The organism is Amycolatopsis sp. NPDC051106 (assembly GCF_040682775.1).
Taxonomy (GTDB): Bacteria; Actinomycetota; Actinomycetes; order Mycobacteriales; family Pseudonocardiaceae; genus Amycolatopsis.
Genome location: NZ_JBFBBQ010000030.1, coordinates 25,679 through 41,846 on the forward strand (window position 1 = coordinate 25,679; position 16,168 = coordinate 41,846).

15 protein-coding genes are annotated in these 16,168 nt (G+C 71.2%); 6 read left to right on the forward strand and 9 right to left on the reverse strand.

Features of this window, described 5'->3' with window-relative positions; translation table 11 throughout:
• Nucleotides 1-50 precede the first annotated feature (50 nt).
• Entirely contained in the window at nucleotides 51-830 is a 780-nt protein-coding gene (locus tag AB0M83_RS22730; protein WP_364520034.1) for an SDR family NAD(P)-dependent oxidoreductase, read from the forward strand.
• Here AB0M83_RS22730 and AB0M83_RS22735 read toward each other — a convergent pair.
• Genes AB0M83_RS22735 through AB0M83_RS22755 form a run of 5 tightly spaced genes read right to left on the reverse strand, consistent with a single transcriptional unit; the run spans nucleotide 827 to nucleotide 6,189 of the window.
• The gene (locus tag AB0M83_RS22735; RefSeq protein ID WP_364520036.1) at nucleotides 827-1,624 is read right to left on the reverse strand and encodes an ABC transporter permease; all 798 of its coding nucleotides are present in this window, start codon (nucleotides 1,622-1,624) and stop codon (nucleotides 827-829) included. The two genes, AB0M83_RS22730 and AB0M83_RS22735, sit on opposite strands and share 4 nt — an antisense overlap.
• Nucleotides 1,625-1,633: 9 nt before the next feature.
• Nucleotides 1,634-2,473, reverse strand: coding sequence for an ABC transporter permease (locus tag AB0M83_RS22740; RefSeq protein WP_364520038.1), 840 nt, complete (start codon nucleotides 2,471-2,473; stop codon nucleotides 1,634-1,636).
• Nucleotide 2,474: 1 nt separating this feature from the next.
• On the reverse strand, nucleotides 2,475-3,677 hold the full coding sequence (locus AB0M83_RS22745) for an ABC transporter substrate-binding protein (RefSeq protein ID WP_364520040.1): 1,203 nt from the start codon (nucleotides 3,675-3,677) through the stop codon (nucleotides 2,475-2,477).
• A 17-nt stretch (nucleotides 3,678-3,694) separates the two neighbouring features.
• The gene (locus tag AB0M83_RS22750; RefSeq protein ID WP_364520042.1) at nucleotides 3,695-4,759 is read right to left on the reverse strand and encodes an ABC transporter ATP-binding protein; all 1,065 of its coding nucleotides are present in this window, start codon (nucleotides 4,757-4,759) and stop codon (nucleotides 3,695-3,697) included.
• An 8-nt stretch (nucleotides 4,760-4,767) separates the two neighbouring features.
• Nucleotides 4,768-6,189 carry a gamma-aminobutyraldehyde dehydrogenase gene (locus AB0M83_RS22755; RefSeq protein ID WP_364520044.1) on the reverse strand — a complete coding sequence of 474 codons (1,422 nt, stop codon included), beginning with the start codon at nucleotides 6,187-6,189 and terminating at the stop codon, nucleotides 4,768-4,770.
• 109 nt (nucleotides 6,190-6,298) lie between these two features.
• Here AB0M83_RS22755 and AB0M83_RS22760 point away from each other — a divergent pair, with 109 nt between their 5' ends.
• On the forward strand, nucleotides 6,299-7,027 hold the full coding sequence (locus tag AB0M83_RS22760) for a GntR family transcriptional regulator (protein WP_364520046.1): 729 nt from the start codon (nucleotides 6,299-6,301) through the stop codon (nucleotides 7,025-7,027).
• A 34-nt stretch (nucleotides 7,028-7,061) separates the two neighbouring features.
• The gene (locus AB0M83_RS22765; RefSeq protein ID WP_364520048.1) at nucleotides 7,062-7,769 is read left to right on the forward strand and encodes a cache domain-containing protein; all 708 of its coding nucleotides are present in this window, start codon (nucleotides 7,062-7,064) and stop codon (nucleotides 7,767-7,769) included.
• Between the two features lie 94 nt (nucleotides 7,770-7,863).
• Here AB0M83_RS22765 and AB0M83_RS22770 read toward each other — a convergent pair whose 3' ends face one another.
• Nucleotides 7,864-9,303, reverse strand: a complete 1,440-nt coding sequence (locus tag AB0M83_RS22770) for a PucR family transcriptional regulator (protein ID WP_364520050.1) — start codon at nucleotides 9,301-9,303, stop codon at nucleotides 7,864-7,866.
• 105 nt (nucleotides 9,304-9,408) lie between these two features.
• Between AB0M83_RS22770 and gabT the strand changes: the two genes are divergently transcribed.
• The gene (gene gabT, locus AB0M83_RS22775) at nucleotides 9,409-10,764 is read left to right on the forward strand and encodes a 4-aminobutyrate--2-oxoglutarate transaminase (protein WP_364520052.1); all 1,356 of its coding nucleotides are present in this window, start codon (nucleotides 9,409-9,411) and stop codon (nucleotides 10,762-10,764) included.
• Nucleotides 10,761-12,188 (forward strand): aldehyde dehydrogenase family protein, encoded by a 1,428-nt coding sequence (locus AB0M83_RS22780; RefSeq protein ID WP_364520054.1) that lies wholly within the window; start codon nucleotides 10,761-10,763, stop codon nucleotides 12,186-12,188. The genes gabT and AB0M83_RS22780 overlap by 4 nt, the downstream gene beginning before the upstream one ends.
• On the opposite strand, the gene AB0M83_RS22785 is transcribed toward AB0M83_RS22780, so the two are convergent.
• Both AB0M83_RS22785 and AB0M83_RS22790 read right to left on the reverse strand, forming a co-directional pair.
• On the reverse strand, nucleotides 12,160-12,933 hold the full coding sequence (locus AB0M83_RS22785; RefSeq protein ID WP_364520056.1) for a helical backbone metal receptor: 774 nt from the start codon (nucleotides 12,931-12,933) through the stop codon (nucleotides 12,160-12,162). The genes AB0M83_RS22780 and AB0M83_RS22785 overlap by 29 nt on opposite strands.
• Nucleotides 12,930-14,336: an RNB domain-containing ribonuclease gene (locus AB0M83_RS22790; RefSeq protein ID WP_364520058.1), complete on the reverse strand. Its 1,407-nt coding sequence runs from the start codon at nucleotides 14,334-14,336 to the stop codon at nucleotides 12,930-12,932. The genes AB0M83_RS22785 and AB0M83_RS22790 overlap by 4 nt, the downstream gene beginning before the upstream one ends.
• 130 nt (nucleotides 14,337-14,466) lie before the next feature.
• Here AB0M83_RS22790 and AB0M83_RS22795 point away from each other — a divergent pair, with 130 nt between their 5' ends.
• Nucleotides 14,467-15,411, forward strand: a complete 945-nt coding sequence (locus tag AB0M83_RS22795) for an ATP-binding protein (protein ID WP_364520060.1) — start codon at nucleotides 14,467-14,469, stop codon at nucleotides 15,409-15,411.
• Here AB0M83_RS22795 and AB0M83_RS22800 read toward each other — a convergent pair.
• The gene (locus AB0M83_RS22800; protein WP_364520062.1) at nucleotides 15,408-15,605 is read right to left on the reverse strand and encodes a hypothetical protein; all 198 of its coding nucleotides are present in this window, start codon (nucleotides 15,603-15,605) and stop codon (nucleotides 15,408-15,410) included. The genes AB0M83_RS22795 and AB0M83_RS22800 overlap by 4 nt on opposite strands.
• Nucleotides 15,606-16,168: the final 563 nt, after the last annotated feature.

The following is a 16,168-nucleotide window of genomic DNA, read 5'->3' on the forward strand; positions in this document are numbered from 1 at the left end:
TGTAGACTTAAGCTAAGTCTACAGGTGTATACCTCTTGGGAAGGTGCTTCATGGAACTCGAACTCGCTGGTAAACGCGCTCTCGTCACCGGCTCCAGCGCGGGTCTCGGCGAAGCGATCGCGCGGTTGCTGGCCGCCGAGGGCGCTTCGGTGGTCGTCCACGGCCGGGACGCCGGCCGCGCTTCGCGGGTCGCTTCGTCGATCGGCGCGGCGGGCGTCGCGATCGGCGACTTGTCGACCGACGCCGGTGCGGACGCCGTCGCCGCCACGGCCGGCGACGTCGACATCCTGGTCAACAACGCCGGCTCGTACGACCACCTGGGGTGGACCGACGCGACGACGGAGATCTGGGCGTCGACCTACGAAGCAAACGTCGTGTCGGCGGTCCGGATGATCCACCGGTTCGTCCCGGGCATGCGCTCGCGCGGCTGGGGCCGGGTGGTCCAGATCGGCGGCGGGCTGGCGATCCAGCCGATGGCGATGCAGCCGCACTACACGGCGACGCTGGCGGCGCGGCACAACCTGGCGGTGTCCCTGGCGCGGGAGCTGGCGGGGACGGGCGTGACGTCGAACGTGGTGTCCCCGGGCGCGATCCTCGTCGACTCGGTGCGCGAGCTGCTGACCTCGATCGCCCCGGAACACGGCTGGGGCACGTCGTGGGCGGACATCGAACGCCGGGCGGCCCAGGACCTGGTCCCGAACGACGTCGGCAGGCTGGGCCGCCCGGAGGAGATCGCGGCCGCGGTGGGCTACCTGGTGAGCCCGGCGGCGGCCTACGTCAGCGGCGCGACGATCCGCGTGGACGGCGGCACGATCCGGTCGGTGCACTAGAGCCGCCCGCCGGACGCCGTGTCGCCGGACAGGCGCTGGGCCAGGTACACCGGGACCGTCGACACCACGATCAGCACCGCCGCCACCACGTTGACGATCGGGGCCTGGTTGGGCCGGAACAGGTTGTTGTAGATCCAGATCGGCAGCGTCTCCATGCCCGTGCCCAGGGTGAACGTCGTCACGATGATCTCGTCGAACGACAGCGCGAACGCCAGCAGGCTGCCGGCCAGCAACGCCGACCGCAGCATCGGGAACGTCACCAGCCGGAACGTCGTGAACCCGGTCGCGCCGAGGTCCATCGACGCTTCCTCGAGGTTGCCGCCCATCCGGCGCAGCCGCGCGACGACGTTGTTGAACACCACCACGATGCAGAACGTCGCGTGCGCGATGATCGCCGTCAGCAGGCCGAGGTCGATGCCCAGGATGGTGCGGAACGCGTTGTTCAGCGCGATGCCCGTGACGATCCCGGGCAACGCGATCGGCAGGATGATCAGCAGCGACACCGGGTTGCGCCCGAAGAACCGGTAGCGCTGCAACGCGAACGCCGCCATCGTGCCGAGCACCAGCGCGATCGCCGTGGCAGCCAGTCCCGCTTCCACGCTCGTCCACAACGCGTTCAACGCGCCTTCGTTCGACGAAGCGCGGCTCCACCACTCCAGCGTGAACCGGGTCGGCGGGAAGCCGAACGTCGTGTCCGCGTTGAACGAGTTGAGCAGCACCACCAGCAACGGGAAGTAGATCACCGCCAGGCCGAGCCCCAGCGCCGTCCACAGCACCACCCGGGAGGTACGCATGAAAGGCTCCTAGAGGTTGTCCAACGCGCCGGTGCGGCGCACCGCGGCCAGGTAGACGAGCATGATCACGACCGGCACCGTCGCCACCGTCGCCGCGAACGGGAGATTGTTGGCCGCGCCGATGTTGTCGTACACGACGTTGCCGAGCATCTGGGACGTCCCGCCGACGATCTTCACCGCGATGTAGTCACCCAGGGACAGGGAAAACGTGAAGATCGAGCCCGCCACGATCGCCGGGAACGTCAGCGGCAGGATCACCGACCGGAACGTCCGGAACGACTTCGCGCCGAGGTCGCCCGAAGCGTCCACAAGGGAATCCGGCAGCCGGTCCAGGCCCGCGTAGATCGGCAGGATCATGTACGGCAGCCACAGGTACGAGAGGGTGACGATCGTGGCCGTGACGCCGTAGCCCGGCGAAAGCCAGCTCAGGGCGCCGTTGCCGGACAGCATCGACCGCCACGCGTACGCCTTCACCAGGTAGCTCGCCCACAACGGCGTCATCACCGCGATCACCAGGATCCGTTGCGCCCGCGGCGAAGCGAGCTTGGCCATCGCGAACGCCATCGGGAACGCGATGACCGCGTCGATCACCGTCACCAGCGCCGCGATCCCGACCGTGCGGAGGGTGATCGTGCGATAGACCGCGTCGCTGAACAGCGTCTTGAAGTTGTCCAGCGACCACTCGATGGCGATCTGGCCGGTGAACGTGTCCGTGTGCCAGAACGCCGTGACGAACAGAGCGGCCAGCGCGCCCAGGTAGGCCAGGCCGAGCCAGAGCAGCGGGGCCGAGAGCAGGAAGCCCAAGCGCAGCCTGGGCTTCCTGTAGAAGAAGGCCGAGAACGCGGTCATGTCAGCCCTTGATCTCGGTCCAGGCCTTCGTCCACTCGCCGTAGTCCTTGCACTTGACGTCCGTGCGGCCGTCGAGGCACTGCGGGATCGGCGTGGTCCAGTAGGCGATCTTCGACGCGTAGCCCGCGTCGTTGGCGTGGTAGGTGTCGCAGAGCGTCTTGTCCGTCATCTCCGCGCACGCCTTCGTGTTCGCCGGCGCCTCGCCGAAGTACTCGGCGACCTGGGCGTTGACCTTCGGGCTGATGATGTAGTCGAGCCACTTGTACGCGCACGTCTTGTGCGCCGACTTCGCCGCGACCATCCAGGTGTCCGACCACCCGGTCGCGCCTTCGCTCGGCACGGCCGACTCCAGCGGCGCGCCCTCGCCCTTGGTCAGGTTGACCGTGACCTGCCAGGCGGTGCCGACGACGGCGTCGGCGTTCTTCAGCGCCTGCGACTCCTTGAGGTAGTCCGACCAGTACTCGGACACGAGCGGACGCTGCTGCTTGAGCAGGTTCACCGCGGCGGTGAACTGCTTGTCGTCGAGCGAGTACGGGTTCTTGATGCCCAGGTCCGGCTGGTGCGCCATCAGGTACAGCGCGGCGTCGGCGAGGTAGATCGGCGAGTCGTAGGCGATCACCTTGCCCTTGTACGGCGAGTTCGCGTCGAACATCACCGACCACGACGTCGGCGCCGGCGCCACCTTGTCGGTGCGCCAGGTCAGCAGGTTCGCGCCCCAGCCGTGCGGGATGCCGTAGGAGACGCCGCCGACGCTGTTCCACGACTTGTCCTTGAGGAACGGCTGGACGTCGGCGTAGTTCGGCACCAGCGCGGTGTTCACCGGTTCGGCGTCCCCGGAGGCGACCAGCCGCAGCGACGCGTCACCCGAAGCCGAGACGACGTCGTACTGACCGGTCTTCATCAGCGTCACGGCTTCGTCGGAGGTTCCGAACGGCTTGACGTTCACCTTGCAGCCGGTCTGCTGCTCGAACGGCGTGACCCAGTTGACCTTCGGGTCGTTCGAGCCGTTCTCCGCGTAGCCCGGCCAGGCCAGCACGTTCAGCTGTCCTTCCGGCTGGCCGAGCGCCTTGAGCGCCTCCAACTTCGGCGGGGTGAACCCCTGCGCGCCGGGCGGCGCGGCGGAGTTCGTGCCCGATGTGCCACATGCAGCCAACAGCAGGCTGGCGCCGAGGATCCCGGCAAGCCGCGTCTTCCTGTTCTTCATGGCAACCTTTCTGGGAACTACTGGACCTGGAAGCTGTGTTCGTTCCGCCAGCTGAGCCGGACGCGGCCGTCCGCCAAAGCGCCGTCGGTGTTCTGCCGGACGACCGAAAGCTGACCGCCGGCGTCGAGCGCGACGGCGTACCGCACGGTCGCCCCGGCGTAGACGACGTCGGTGACCGTGCCGGTCGCGCTGGTCTCCCCCACCGCCGCGGGCTCGGACAGCTCGCCGTCGATGCGGATCTTCTCCGGCCGGATGCTGAACAGCCCCGGCCGGCCGATCACGGACTCGGCGCCACGCCCGCCCAGCAGGTTGGACGTCCCGACGAACCCGGCGACGAACGCGCTGGCGGGGCGCTCGTAGACCTCTTCCGGCGGCCCGACCTGCTCGATCCTGCCGTCGTTGAACACGGCGATGCGGTCGCTCATGGTGAGCGCTTCGTCCTGGTCGTGGGTGACGAAGACGAACGTGATGCCGACGTCGCGCTGGATCTGCTTGAGTTCCAGCTGCATGGCCTGCCGCAGCTTGAGGTCGAGCGCGCCGAGCGGTTCGTCGAGCAGCAGCACCTTGGGCCGGTTGACCAGCGCGCGGGCGAGCGCGACGCGCTGGCGCTGACCGCCGGACAGCTGCGCGGGCTTGCGCGGGCCGTAGTCCGCCAGCCGGACGGTCTCGAGCGCCTCGAGCGCGCGCTCCCGGCGTTGCTGCTTCGGGACGCGCTTGACGCGCAGGCCGTACTCGACGTTCTGCTGCACGGTCATGTGCGGGAACAGCGCGTAGTCCTGGAACACCGTGTTGACGTCGCGCTCGAAGGGCGCCAGCCGGCTGACGTCCCGGCCGTCGAGCTCGATCGTTCCCTCGGTGGGCAGCTCGAAACCGGCGATCATGCGCAGCACGGTCGTCTTGCCGGAGCCGGACGGGCCGAGCATCGAGAAGAACTCGCCGGGCGGGATGTCGAGGTCGACGCCGTCGACCGCGTGGACGTCACCGAAGTGCTTGCGCAGACCGGAAAGCCGGATGGCCGGCCCGGTGGTCTCGCTCGACGGCGCGGGGTCCTCCCGCGTCTCGGCAGGTGCTTGGTTCGGCATCGCCAGCCTCACAGAGCGCTCATCACGTGCTTGACGCGGGTGTAGTCCTCGAGCCCGTACAGCGAGAGGTCCTTGCCGTAGCCGGACTTCTTGAACCCGCCGTGCGGCATTTCGGCGACCAGCGGGATGTGCGTGTTGATCCAGACACAGCCGAAGTCGAGCTTCGCCGCCAGGCGCATCGCGCGCTGGTGGTCGCGGGTCCAGACCGACGACGCGAGGGCGTACTGGACGCCGTTCGCGGACTTCAGGGCCTCGGCTTCGTCGGAGAACCGCTGGACGGTGATGACCGGGCCGAAGATCTCGTTCTGGCTCATCTCGTCGTCCTGCTTCAGCCCGGAGACGACGGTGGCCTCGTAGAAGTAACCTTCGTCGCCGGCGCGATGGCCTCCACAGTGGACGGTCGCGTGCTCCGGCAGCCGATCGATGAAGCCGGCCACCTTCTCCAGCTGGGCCGCGTTGTTGAGCGGGCCGTACGCGACGTCTTCGTCGTCCGGCTTGCCGGTCTTGGTGCTCCTGGCCTGCCGGGAGAGCGCCGCGACGAAGGTGTCGTGCACCTCGTCGGCGACCAGCACCCGGGTGGCGGCCGTGCAGTCCTGACCCGCGTTGAAGTAGCCCGCGACGGCGATGGCCTCGGCGGCCGCTTCGAGGTCGGCGTCGCCGAAGACGATGACCGGCGCCTTGCCGCCCAGCTCCAGGTGCACGCGCTTGACGTCGTTCGCCGCGCTGCGCGCGACCTCGACGCCGGCGCGGACCGAGCCGGTGATCGACACCATCGCCGGGATGTCGTGCTCGACCAGCGCGCGGCCGGTGTCGCGGTCGCCGCAGACGACGTTGAACACGCCCGGCGGCAGGAACTCGCCGGCGATCTCGGCCAGCAGCAGCGTCGACGCGGGGGTCGTGTCGGACGGCTTGAGCACGACCGTGTTGCCGGCGGCGAGCGCGGGCGCGATCTTCCAGATGGCCATCAGCAGCGGGTAGTTCCACGGCGTGACCTGCGCGCAGACGCCGATCGGCTCGCGGCGGACGAAGGACGTGTGGCCTTCCAGGTACTCGCCCGCGGCCCGGCCTTCGAGCACCCGCGCGGCCCCGGCGAAGAAGCGGACCTGGTCCAGGATCATCGGGATCTCTTCGGCCATGGTCAGCGTGAGCGGCTTGCCGGTGTTCGCCGACTCGACGGCCACGACCTCCTCGGCGCGGGCTTCGAGCGCGTCGGCGAGCTTGAGCAGCGCGAGCTGGCGCTGGGCCGGGGTCGTCGCGCGCCAGGTCTCGAACGCGGTCGCGGCGACCTGCAGCGCATTGTCGACGTCCTCGGGGCCGGCGATCGGCGCGGTGCAGTAGGGGCGCCCGGTGACCGGGTCGACGATCTCCGCCGTCCGGCCCGACTTGGACTCGACGTACGCGCCGCCGACGTAGTGCTTCAGCTCATGCACGGTGACTCCTCGGTGCTGGCGGAGCTAAAACATATAAGTCCATATGTAATAGGACAAGAGGATCAGGCAAGATTGGTGCGAACGGGTACTCGACGGGCGAAGGGTCACGATGCGTCAGGGCATGTCGCACAGCGCGCGGTCCGCCATGTTCGCGCCGCTCGGCCAGGTCGGCCGGGCGGAAGCGGTGGCGGCGCGGCTGGCCGACGCCATCACGCTCGGCCTGCTCGCCGACGCGGAGCAGCTGCCCAGCGAAGCCGATCTCGCCGCGCAGTTCGGCGTCTCGACCGTGACGGTCCGGGAAGCGCTCGTGGCGTTGCGGCAGCAAGGACTGGTCGAGACGCGGCGCGGGCGCAGTGGCGGCAGCTTCGTCCGCGCGCCGGCCAACCCGCCCCCGGACGAGTGGCGCTCGCGGCTGCGCGAAGTGTCGCTGTCGGACCTGCGCGACGTCGGCGACCACTACCTGGCGATCGCCGGGGCCGCCGCGAAGCTGGCCGCCGAACGCAGCTCACCCGAGGACGTCGCCCGGCTGCGGCTGGCGACCGACGACCTCCGCACGGCGCACGGCATCGACTTCACGCGGGCGGAGCGGCAGTTCCACCTGGAGGTCGCGGCGGCGGCACAGTCGCCGCGGCTGACGCACGAGGAGCTCCACCTGCAGAGCGAGCGCGGCGGCCTGCTGTGGCTGCCGCTCGGGGCGCACCCGCACGAGGAGCACGCGGCGATCACCGCGGCGATCGCCTCCGCGGACGGCGAGCTGGCCCGCAAGCTCACCGAGGAACACATCCTCGGCGCGCTCGACCGGCTCGCGGACGTGCACCTCGACCTGCTGGCCCCGTAAACTCCGCAGCACTCCGCGCATCGAGGTGAGCACCGTGAACGACACCCGCACGCTGACCGGCGACGAGGTCGTCGAGCAGGTCTCGGCGTTGGTGGAAGGGGTCTTCGAACGGCTGAAGCCCCTGCTGGCGGCGGCCGAGTCGGTGCTGGCGGACACGCCATCCGCGGCGGCGCTGCACCGGATCCGGCCGCAGGTCACGGAGGCACTCGGCGGCCTGGTCGTCGGCGCGGGCTTCGTCAGCGCGCCGCACGTGCTGTCCGACTCGGAGTTCGGCTTCGAGTGGTGGACGGGCTCTTCGTCGGACCCGTCCCAGCTGTTCATCAGCCTCGACCCGGGCGCGGAGAACTTCCTGGACTACACGCGCCAGTCGTGGTTCACGGTCCCGCGCGACACCGGGCGGCGGCACATCAACGGCCCGTACGTGGATTACCTGTGCACCGACGAGTACACGCTGACGTTCACGATCCCGGTGCTCCTCGCCGGTTCCTTCGCGGGAGTCGTGGGCGCGGACGTGTACGTGCGCGAGTTCGAGCGCGCGGTGCGTCCCCGGCTGCGGTCGCTGGGACGCGGGGCGGCGTTGCTGAACGCGCAGGGGCGGGTGATCGTGTCCAACAGCGTCCGCCAGCCGACGGGGTCGCTGGTGCGGGAGGCCGACGTCCCGGCGTGGTGGTCGGCGGGCGCGGAGCCGAGCCCGGTCCTGCGCCGCTGCGGGGACTCACCGATCGTCCTGGTGACCGGGTAGCCGAGCGCCCCAATGTGGCCTTGGTTGCGTCCAACGCACCGAAGGCCGCCTTGGGTGCGTCTGACGCACCGAAGGCCACATTGGGGCGCTTGGGTCAGGTCTGGAGAGCGACCCAGAGTTCCGCGCGTACCCCGGGCGAGTCGAGATCACGGCCCAGCAGCTCTTCGGCCTTCTTGATGCGGTTCCGCAGCGTGTGCCGGTGGACGCCGAGGCGCGCGGCCGCGACGTCCCAATGACCGTGGTGCTCCAGCCAGCAGCGCAGCGACGTCTCCAGATCGCCGCGGCCCGTCTCGTCGTGTTCCCGCACCGGCGCCAGCATCCCGCGCGCAAACGCTTGCGCCACCGTGGGTTCGATCAGAGACAGCAGACCGCGGCCCGTGTGTTCCGCCGCCGACACCAGGGCTTTGTCCTCCGCCAGTGCGGCCTGCGCGGCCAGCTCCGCCTGCTCCAGACCCGCGGCGAAGTCCGTTGTGGACACCGGGCCCGCCAGTCCGCCGTGCAGGCCGCCGATCCGCGCCGCGGCCTCCGCCGCCGGATCGGCCGGGCCGATCACGACCACCGACGAGCCGCGCCGCGCCGCGAACACCGCTTCGCCCTCCAGCGCGTCGAGCAGCTTGCGCCGCGCGGCGGGCGCCCCGGCGAACACCACCACCGACCACGGCGCGCGCGGTGGCTCGCCGCCGGTCTCGGCCAGCACCCGCAGCGCCAGCTCGGCCTGGCCGCCCACCAGCAGCTCCAGCAACCCGGACCGCAGCGCCTGCCGCGCCGCCGCCTGGGCGCGATCCTGTTCCAGCGCCAGGGAAAGCACCGAAACCGCGGTGTTCACGATGTGCCGCCCCGCCGAGTCGAGCGACGCACCGACCGCCAGCACCCGGCGCGCGCTCGTGTCCAGGGTCTGCAGCACGACTTCCTGGCCGTCGAGCGGCGCCACTCGCGTACCCGTGCGAAGGCGCTCCAGCTCTTCGCGCAGCGAAGGGCCGTACGCACGCGCACTCGCCGGAGCCGCTTCGGTGACGGTGGTGCGGTCGAAAAGCAGCACCCAGCCGTCGACGAGCTTCGCCAGCTTCCGCACCACTCCCGCCGGCCCGCCCTTGCCGACCGCCGTGCGGGTCAGTTCCTGCTGGGCGCGGCCGATCCGGACCGTCGTGGCGTACTCGTCGGCCGCCACCGCCCGGGAGACCGCGCGGGTGATCGCGATGAACGGCGTCTCGCGCGGCACCTCCAGCACTGGGAGCCCCACCTCCGCGGCGGTCGACACGAGCGCGTGCGGGACGAAGCCGTGGCTCAGCCCGACGCCGAAGCCGAGCCCCGCCACCCCGGCGTCGACCAGCCGGCGCACGTAGGCCGGCGACGTTTCTTCGTCCAGGGCCAGCCCGGTCGTCAGCAGCAGCTCGCCGCCTTCGAGGAACGCCTGCGGGTCGGTCAGCTCCGTCGGGTGCACCCAGCCGATCGGGCGATCCAGCAGATCGTCGCCGGTCAGCACGCGCAGCCCGAGCGGGCGGTCGGCGGCGAGTCCGGCGAGGGTGAGTGCCATAACGGCCAATTCTACGCGCTGAACTGACCAGAAAGGCCACCTGACGGCCGTCCCGCGACGGCTCATCCTGAGGACGTCCCCCACCCGCGTCCGCAGGAGCACGCCGTGACCGCAAGCCCCACCGCCGAGCCGCAGGCCCCGGCACCCCGGCAGCGCAGGCTGCGCACCGAGATCCCCGGTCCCGTCTCGCGCGAGCTGCAGGAACGCCGCGCGAACGCCGTCGCCGCCGGGGTCAGCTCGGTCCTGCCCGTCTACGTCACCTCCGCCGGCGGTGGCCTGCTCACCGACGCCGACGGCAACGTCCTGATCGACTTCGGCTCCGGCATCGCGGTGACCAACGTCGGGCACTCCGCGCCGGCCGTGGTGGATCGCGTCCGCAAGCAGGCCTGCTGGTTCACCCACACCTGTTTCATGGTCACGCCGTACGAGGGGTACGTCGAGGTCTGCGAGGCGCTGGCCGAGCTGACGCCGGGCGACCACGCGAAGAAGTCCGTGCTGTTCAACTCCGGCGCCGAGGCCGTCGAGAACGCCGTGAAGATCGCGCGCGTCGCGACCGGGCGCCAGGCCGTCGTCGTGTTCGACCACGCCTACCACGGCCGCACCAACCTCACCATGGGGATGACCGCGAAGTCGGTGCCCTACAAGCACGGCTTCGGGCCGTTCGCGCCCGAGGTCTACCGCGTACCCGGCTCGTACCCGTACCGCGACGGCCTGTCCGGGCCGGAAGCGGCGGCGCTGGCCATCGACCGGATCGAGAAGCAGATCGGCGGCGACCAGGTGGCCGCAGTTGTTTTGGAACCGATCCAGGGCGAAGGCGGGTTCATCGAACCCGCACGCGGCTTCCTGCCCGCGATCGCGGCGTGGTGCCGCGAAAACGGCGTCGTGTTCGTCGCCGACGAGGTCCAGACGGGCTTCTGCCGCACCGGTTCCTGGTTCGCGTCCACCGACGAAGACGTGGTGCCGGACCTGATCGCGACGGCCAAGGGCATCGCGGGCGGCCTGCCGCTCTCGGCGGTCACCGGCCGCGCTTCGCTGCTCGACGCCGTCGGCCCGGGTGGTCTCGGCGGCACCTACGGCGGCAACCCGATCGCCTGCGCGGCCGCGCTCGGCTCGATCGAAACGATGAAGACCGAGAACCTCGCTTCGTCGGCGAAGCGCATCGAAGGCGTTGTCCTGCCACGGTTGCGTGCGCTGGCTGACGAGACCGGCGTGATCGGCGACGTCCGCGGCCGCGGCGCGATGCTGGCCGCGGAGTTCGTGAAGCCCGGGACCACCGAACCGGACGCCGACCTGACCAAGCGCGTCGCGGCGGCCTGTCACCGGGCCGGCGTGGTGGTGCTGACCTGCGGCACCTACGGCAACGTCGTCCGGCTACTGCCGCCGCTGTCCCTGTCCAACGACCTGCTCGACGAGGGCCTCGCGGTCCTCGAGCACGCTGTCCGCACGGAGGTTCGCGCATGACCTTCCCCTTCTGGGTCGCCGGAAAGCCGGTGACCGGCGGTTCGACGGCCCTCGTCCGCCACTCCTTCGACGGTTCCGAGGCGGGCTCCCACTTCGTGCCTTCGGCCGAGGACGTCGAGGCCGCTGTCCAGGCCGCGCACGACGTCGCCGACGAGTTCGCGACGCTGCCCGCGCACGTCCGCGCCGGGGCGTTGGACCACGTGTCCCGGGCCTTGGGCGAACGGTCCGAAGAGATCGCGCAGCTGATCACGGCCGAGTCCGGCAAGCCGCTCAAGTGGGCGCGCGGCGAGGTGGGGCGCGCGGTGTCGACGTTCCGCTGGGCCGCCGAGGAGGCGCGGCGCTTCTCGGGTGAGCTGCAGCGGCTCGACACCGACCCGGGCGGCACCGGGCGGCTGGCGCTGGTCCGGCGGGTCCCCCGCGGGCCCGTCCTGGGCATCACGCCGTTCAACTTCCCGCTGAACCTGGTGGCGCACAAGGTGGCCCCGGCGATCGCGGTCGGCGCGCCGATCGTGCTCAAGCCCGCGCCGGCGACGCCGCTGACCGCGTTGCTGCTCGGTGAAATCCTCGCCGAGACGGACCTCCCGGCCGGCTCGTGGTCGATCCTGCCGGTGGACAACGAGACGTCGTCACGGCTGGTCGAGGACCCGCGGCTGCCGGTGGTGTCGTTCACTGGCTCGGTGCCGGTCGGCTGGGCCATCCGCGACCGCGTACCGCGCAAGCACGTGGCCTTGGAGCTGGGCGGCAACGGCGCGGTGCTCGTCTGTCCCGATTGGACGGACCTCGACTTCGCGGCGCAGCGGATCGCGACGTTCGCGATGTACCAGGCAGGGCAGTCGTGCATTTCGGTGCAACGGGTGTACGTGCACGCTGACGTCTACGACGCTCTTGCCGACAAGGTCCTCGCGCAGGTCCAGGCGCTGCGCACGGGCGACCCGCGCGCCGAGGGTGTCGACGTCGGGCCGCTGATCAACGCGGACGCGGCTTCGCGTGTCGAGTCGTGGGTCGCCGACGCGGTCTCGGCCGGCGCCACGCTGCTGACCGGCGGCGGTCGGTCGGGCGCGACGGTGGAGCCGACGGTGCTGGCGGACGTCCCGGAGGACGCGTCGGTGCTGGCCGAGGAGGTGTTCGGCCCGGTGGTCTCGCTGGTCCGGGTGGCTTCGGTGGCCGAGGGCGTCGAGCGGATCAACGCGTCCCGCTTCGGTTTGCAGGCGGGGGTGTTCACGCGCGACCTGCCGACGGCGTTCGAGGTGTCGGCGGCTTTGAAGGTGGGCGGGGTGCTCGTCGGCGACGTGCCGAGCTTCCGCGCGGACCAGATGCCCTACGGCGGGGTGAAGGACTCCGGCGTCGGCCGCGAAGGCCCGGGGTCGGCGATGGCGGACTTCACCGAGGAGCGGGTCACGGTCCTGACGGGATTGACGCTGTAAGGGCCGCGTGGGCCTCGACGAGTGACGGCCCGTACCACGTGAGGTGGCGGCCCGAGACCAGGACGTACCGCGCGTCCGGGAAGTGGTCCGGGCCGTCCTCCTCCGTGAACAGGTACGGCTCGTCCGGCAGCACCAGCAGGTCCGCGTCCGCCGCGAGGTGCGCCCGCAGCTCCTCGACGTCCGGCCTCGGATACCGCTCCTCGGAAGCCGCGTAGACGTTCGCCACGCCGACGCGGCGCAGGACGTCGCCGCCGAAGGTCTCGCGGCCCAGGACGATCCACGGCTTGCGCCACACCGGGACCACCGCGTGGAACCGCACCGGCCGGACGTCGCGCCAAAGGTCCTCGGCCTCGACCAGCCAGTCCGGCTCCTCGAGCTCGTACGCCTGGGTGAGGATCCGGCGCAGTGACCCCAAAGCGGCGGGCACGGACGCCGCCGCGGCCATCACCCACACCGGGATCCCGTTGGCGCGCAGGCGTTCCACGTCCTCGGGGCGATTCTCTTCCGAGTTGGCCAGCACCAGGTCCGGCGCCAGCTCCAGCACGTCGTCGATCTTCGGGTACTTCGACCCGCCGACCCGCGGGACGTCCAAAGTGGACGGATGCGTGCAGTAGTCGGTGGCGCCGGCGAGCCGGCCGGGCGCGCTGACCTCGACCGCCTCGGTCAGCGACGGCACCAACGAGACCACGCGGGAAGCCGGGCCGCTCAACGGCACCGGCTCCCCGAGATCGTCGACGAGGTTCATGCGCGTTCGAACGACACCTTCCGCTTCTCGACGTCGACCGCGGTCAGCCGGACCCCGATCCGCTCCCCCGCGGTCAGCTTCTCCCCCGCGCACTTCGCCATCACCGTCGGGTCCTCGACCAGGATCTCGGCCTTGTTCTCGTCCGCGCGCAGCACCACCGCGCTGAACTCACCGCCGATGTGCTCGGCCAGCACCCACGCTTCGACCTGGTCGATGCACGCCCGCTCGACCTTCGCGGCGAGGGTGTCCGACGCCGTCATGCGCTCCGGGACGTCCGCCAGCGCCGCCCGCACCCATTCCGGCACCTCGCGCCCGGCCGAAACGGCGAGGCAGATCTCCGTCGCGAACCGGTCGACCAGCCGCCGGATCGGCGCCGTCACGTGCGCGTACGCGCCGCCGATACCCGCGTGCGTCGTCAACGCCGGCAGCTCGCCGTCGAACGCCGTGTAGCCCGCGCCGCGCAGCAGGCGCGTCGTGTCGGCGTACAGCGCCATCGACGCCGGCTGCCCGGGGTCCAGCCGGGCCAGGAACTCCGACACGGTCGTCTCCCGCGCCCAGGTGATGCCCAGCGCTTCGGCCGAGCGACGCAGCCAGTCGACGGCCTCGGGCTCCGGGTCGGGCAGCGTGCGCAGGACGCCGACCCGCGCGTCGATCATGATCCGGGCCGCGGCCATGCCGGTGAGCAGCGAAATCTCGGCGTTCCAGGCGTCGACGGCAGTACGCGGCCGGCGGGCGAGCACCCAGCCGCCGTCCGGATCGCCACTGATCTCCTGTTCGGGCAGTTGCAGTTCGACGGCGCCGCGACGGACGGCCAGCTCGCGCCGGCGCCGTCCGAGCTCCGGCAGCGCGGCCACCGACGGGTGCGGGTTCCCGGCGTCGAGCGCGGCCTGCACCGTCTCGTAGTCGAACTGCTCGGTGGACCGGACCAGCGCGCGGCGCACCCGCGTCGCGGTCGGCTCACCCGCTTCGTCGGTCTCGATGGTCCAGAGCACCGCGGGCCGGATCTCGCCGGGGAGCAGGCTCGCCGCGCCTTCGGACAGGACCGGCGGGTGCAGCGGGACGTTGCCGTCCGGCAGGTAGAGCGTCTGCCCGCGGGAGCGCGACTCGCGGTCGAGCGCGCCGCCGGGCGGGACGAACGCGGCCAGGTCGGCGATCGCGTAGTGCACGCGGAAGCCGTGCGCGGTCCGCTCGACGACCATCGCCTGGTCGAGGTCCTTGGAGCCGGGCGGGTCGATGGTGACGAACGGCAGGTCCGTCGCGTCCTCGCGCGGCCCGGCGCTCGCGAGCGGGTCGAGCACCGCGGCTTCCGCCTCGGCCAGCACCTCGGGCCCGAACGACTCCGGCAGCGAAAACTCGGCACGCAGGGGGCCGAAGTCCCCGCCCGCCGAGTGTGTCCTGATCACGAGGGGAGGCACCCCCCAACCCTAACCCTCGAAGGGCCTTGTGATCGCCCGATCGGGCGTGGGCCGGTCGGGTGTACGTTGACTTCCGCAATAATGAAAACCGTCTTCATTTCCAGAAAGGGTCCCGACCGTGAAGATCGCGTTCGTCGGCAAGGGCGGCAGCGGCAAGACCACGCTGTCGTCGCTGTTCGTGGCGTACCTCGCCGACGCCGGCCTGCCGGTGCTGGCCATCGACGCCGACATCAACCAGCACCTCGCCGTGGCGCTCGGCGCGTCCGAGGAAGAAGCGCTGGCCTGGCCGACGCTCGGCGACAACATGACCCTGATCAAGGACTACCTGCGCGGCGACAACCCGCGGATCCCGGACGCCGCGTCGATGATCAAGACGACGCCGCCGGGACGCGGGTCGCGGCTGGTCCGGCCGTTCGAGGACAACCCGGTGTTCGACGCGTGCTTCCGGCAGCTGGGCGGCGTGCGGCTCGGCGTCACCGGGCAGTTCGACGAGGACGACCTGGGCGTCAAGTGCTACCACTCGAAGGTGGGCGCCGCCGAGCTGCTGCTGAACCACCTGGTCGACGTCGAGGGCGAGTACGTCGTCATGGACATGACCGCGGGCGCGGACGCGTTCGCGTCGGGGCTGTTCACGCGGTTCGACGTGACGTTCCTGGTGTGCGAGCCGACGATCCGCAGCGTGGGCGTGTACCGGCAATACGCGGACTACGCGCGCGACTTCGGCGTCCGGCTCGTGGTGGTGGGCAACAAGGTCACCGACGCCGAGGACGTCGAGTTCCTGCAGGAGCAGGTCGGCGACGCGCTGCTGGGCTGGATGTCGGCTTCCCGCCACGTGCGCGCGGCGGAGCGCGGCACGGCCCGGCCGATCACCGAGCTCGAGCCGCGCAACCTCGCGACGCTGTCGTCGATGCGCTCGGCGGTGGACGCGGAGCAGCGCGACTGGGCGCGCTACCAGCGTCAAGCGGTCGAGTTCCACCTGCGCAACGCGGCGGCGTGGGCGGGCGACAGCCTGGTCTCCCAGGTGGACCCGGAGTTCGTGCTGGGCCCGGGGCTGTCGGTCTAGTCGTCGTTCCAGGCGGCGTCGGCGGCATCGGCCTGCTGGGTGCGTTCCTTGGCGATGTCGAGCGCCCGGCGGGCGGTGGCCTCATCCGGGTACGGGCCGAGCAGGTCGATGCCGCGGCCGCGTTCGAGGTGCTCGACCTGTTTCGTGCGGGTGTTGTAGTACCACCCCTGGTCCGGGTTCGGGTCGTTGGACATGGTCCTAGGTTCGCACCACCGGGCCGGGTTGTCAGCGCTTGTACCGATAGGGGATCTCGGTCGGCGTCCCGGTGGGGCCGAAGTCCTGGCTTTCTTCGGCGTTTTCCGGCGGCGGCTGATCGGTGAACTCGTCGAACCAGCCGCGGGGCGTGCCCCGGGGCGGAGTGGGGGGTTCCTGGCGCGAGGGTTGCGGGAGGGCGGTGTCCCGGCCGGGGAAGACGGGCGGGGCGGTGTTTCCCGGGGTGGGCGGGGTCGGCGGGACCGGGGGCATGGTGCCGGGGCCCGGGAAGACCGGGCGGGCTGGGGCCGCATGCCGGGTCGGTAAGGGCTGGGGGGTGGACTCCGGGCCGGGGAAGACCGGCTTGGAGCGTGCCGGCGGGGTGGGGGCCCAGGGAGAGTTGACGGGCGGGCCGGTGGGTCGCTGCTGTGCCGCGGGCGGTTGCTGCTGGGCCGGCTGAGGCTGAGCTGCGGCGGGCTGGTGCTGGGTCGGCTGCTGGTGAGCTGCCGGGGGCTGGTGGTGGATCGGTGACAGCGGCTGCGGCTGCTGCGGGGCAGGCTGCTGC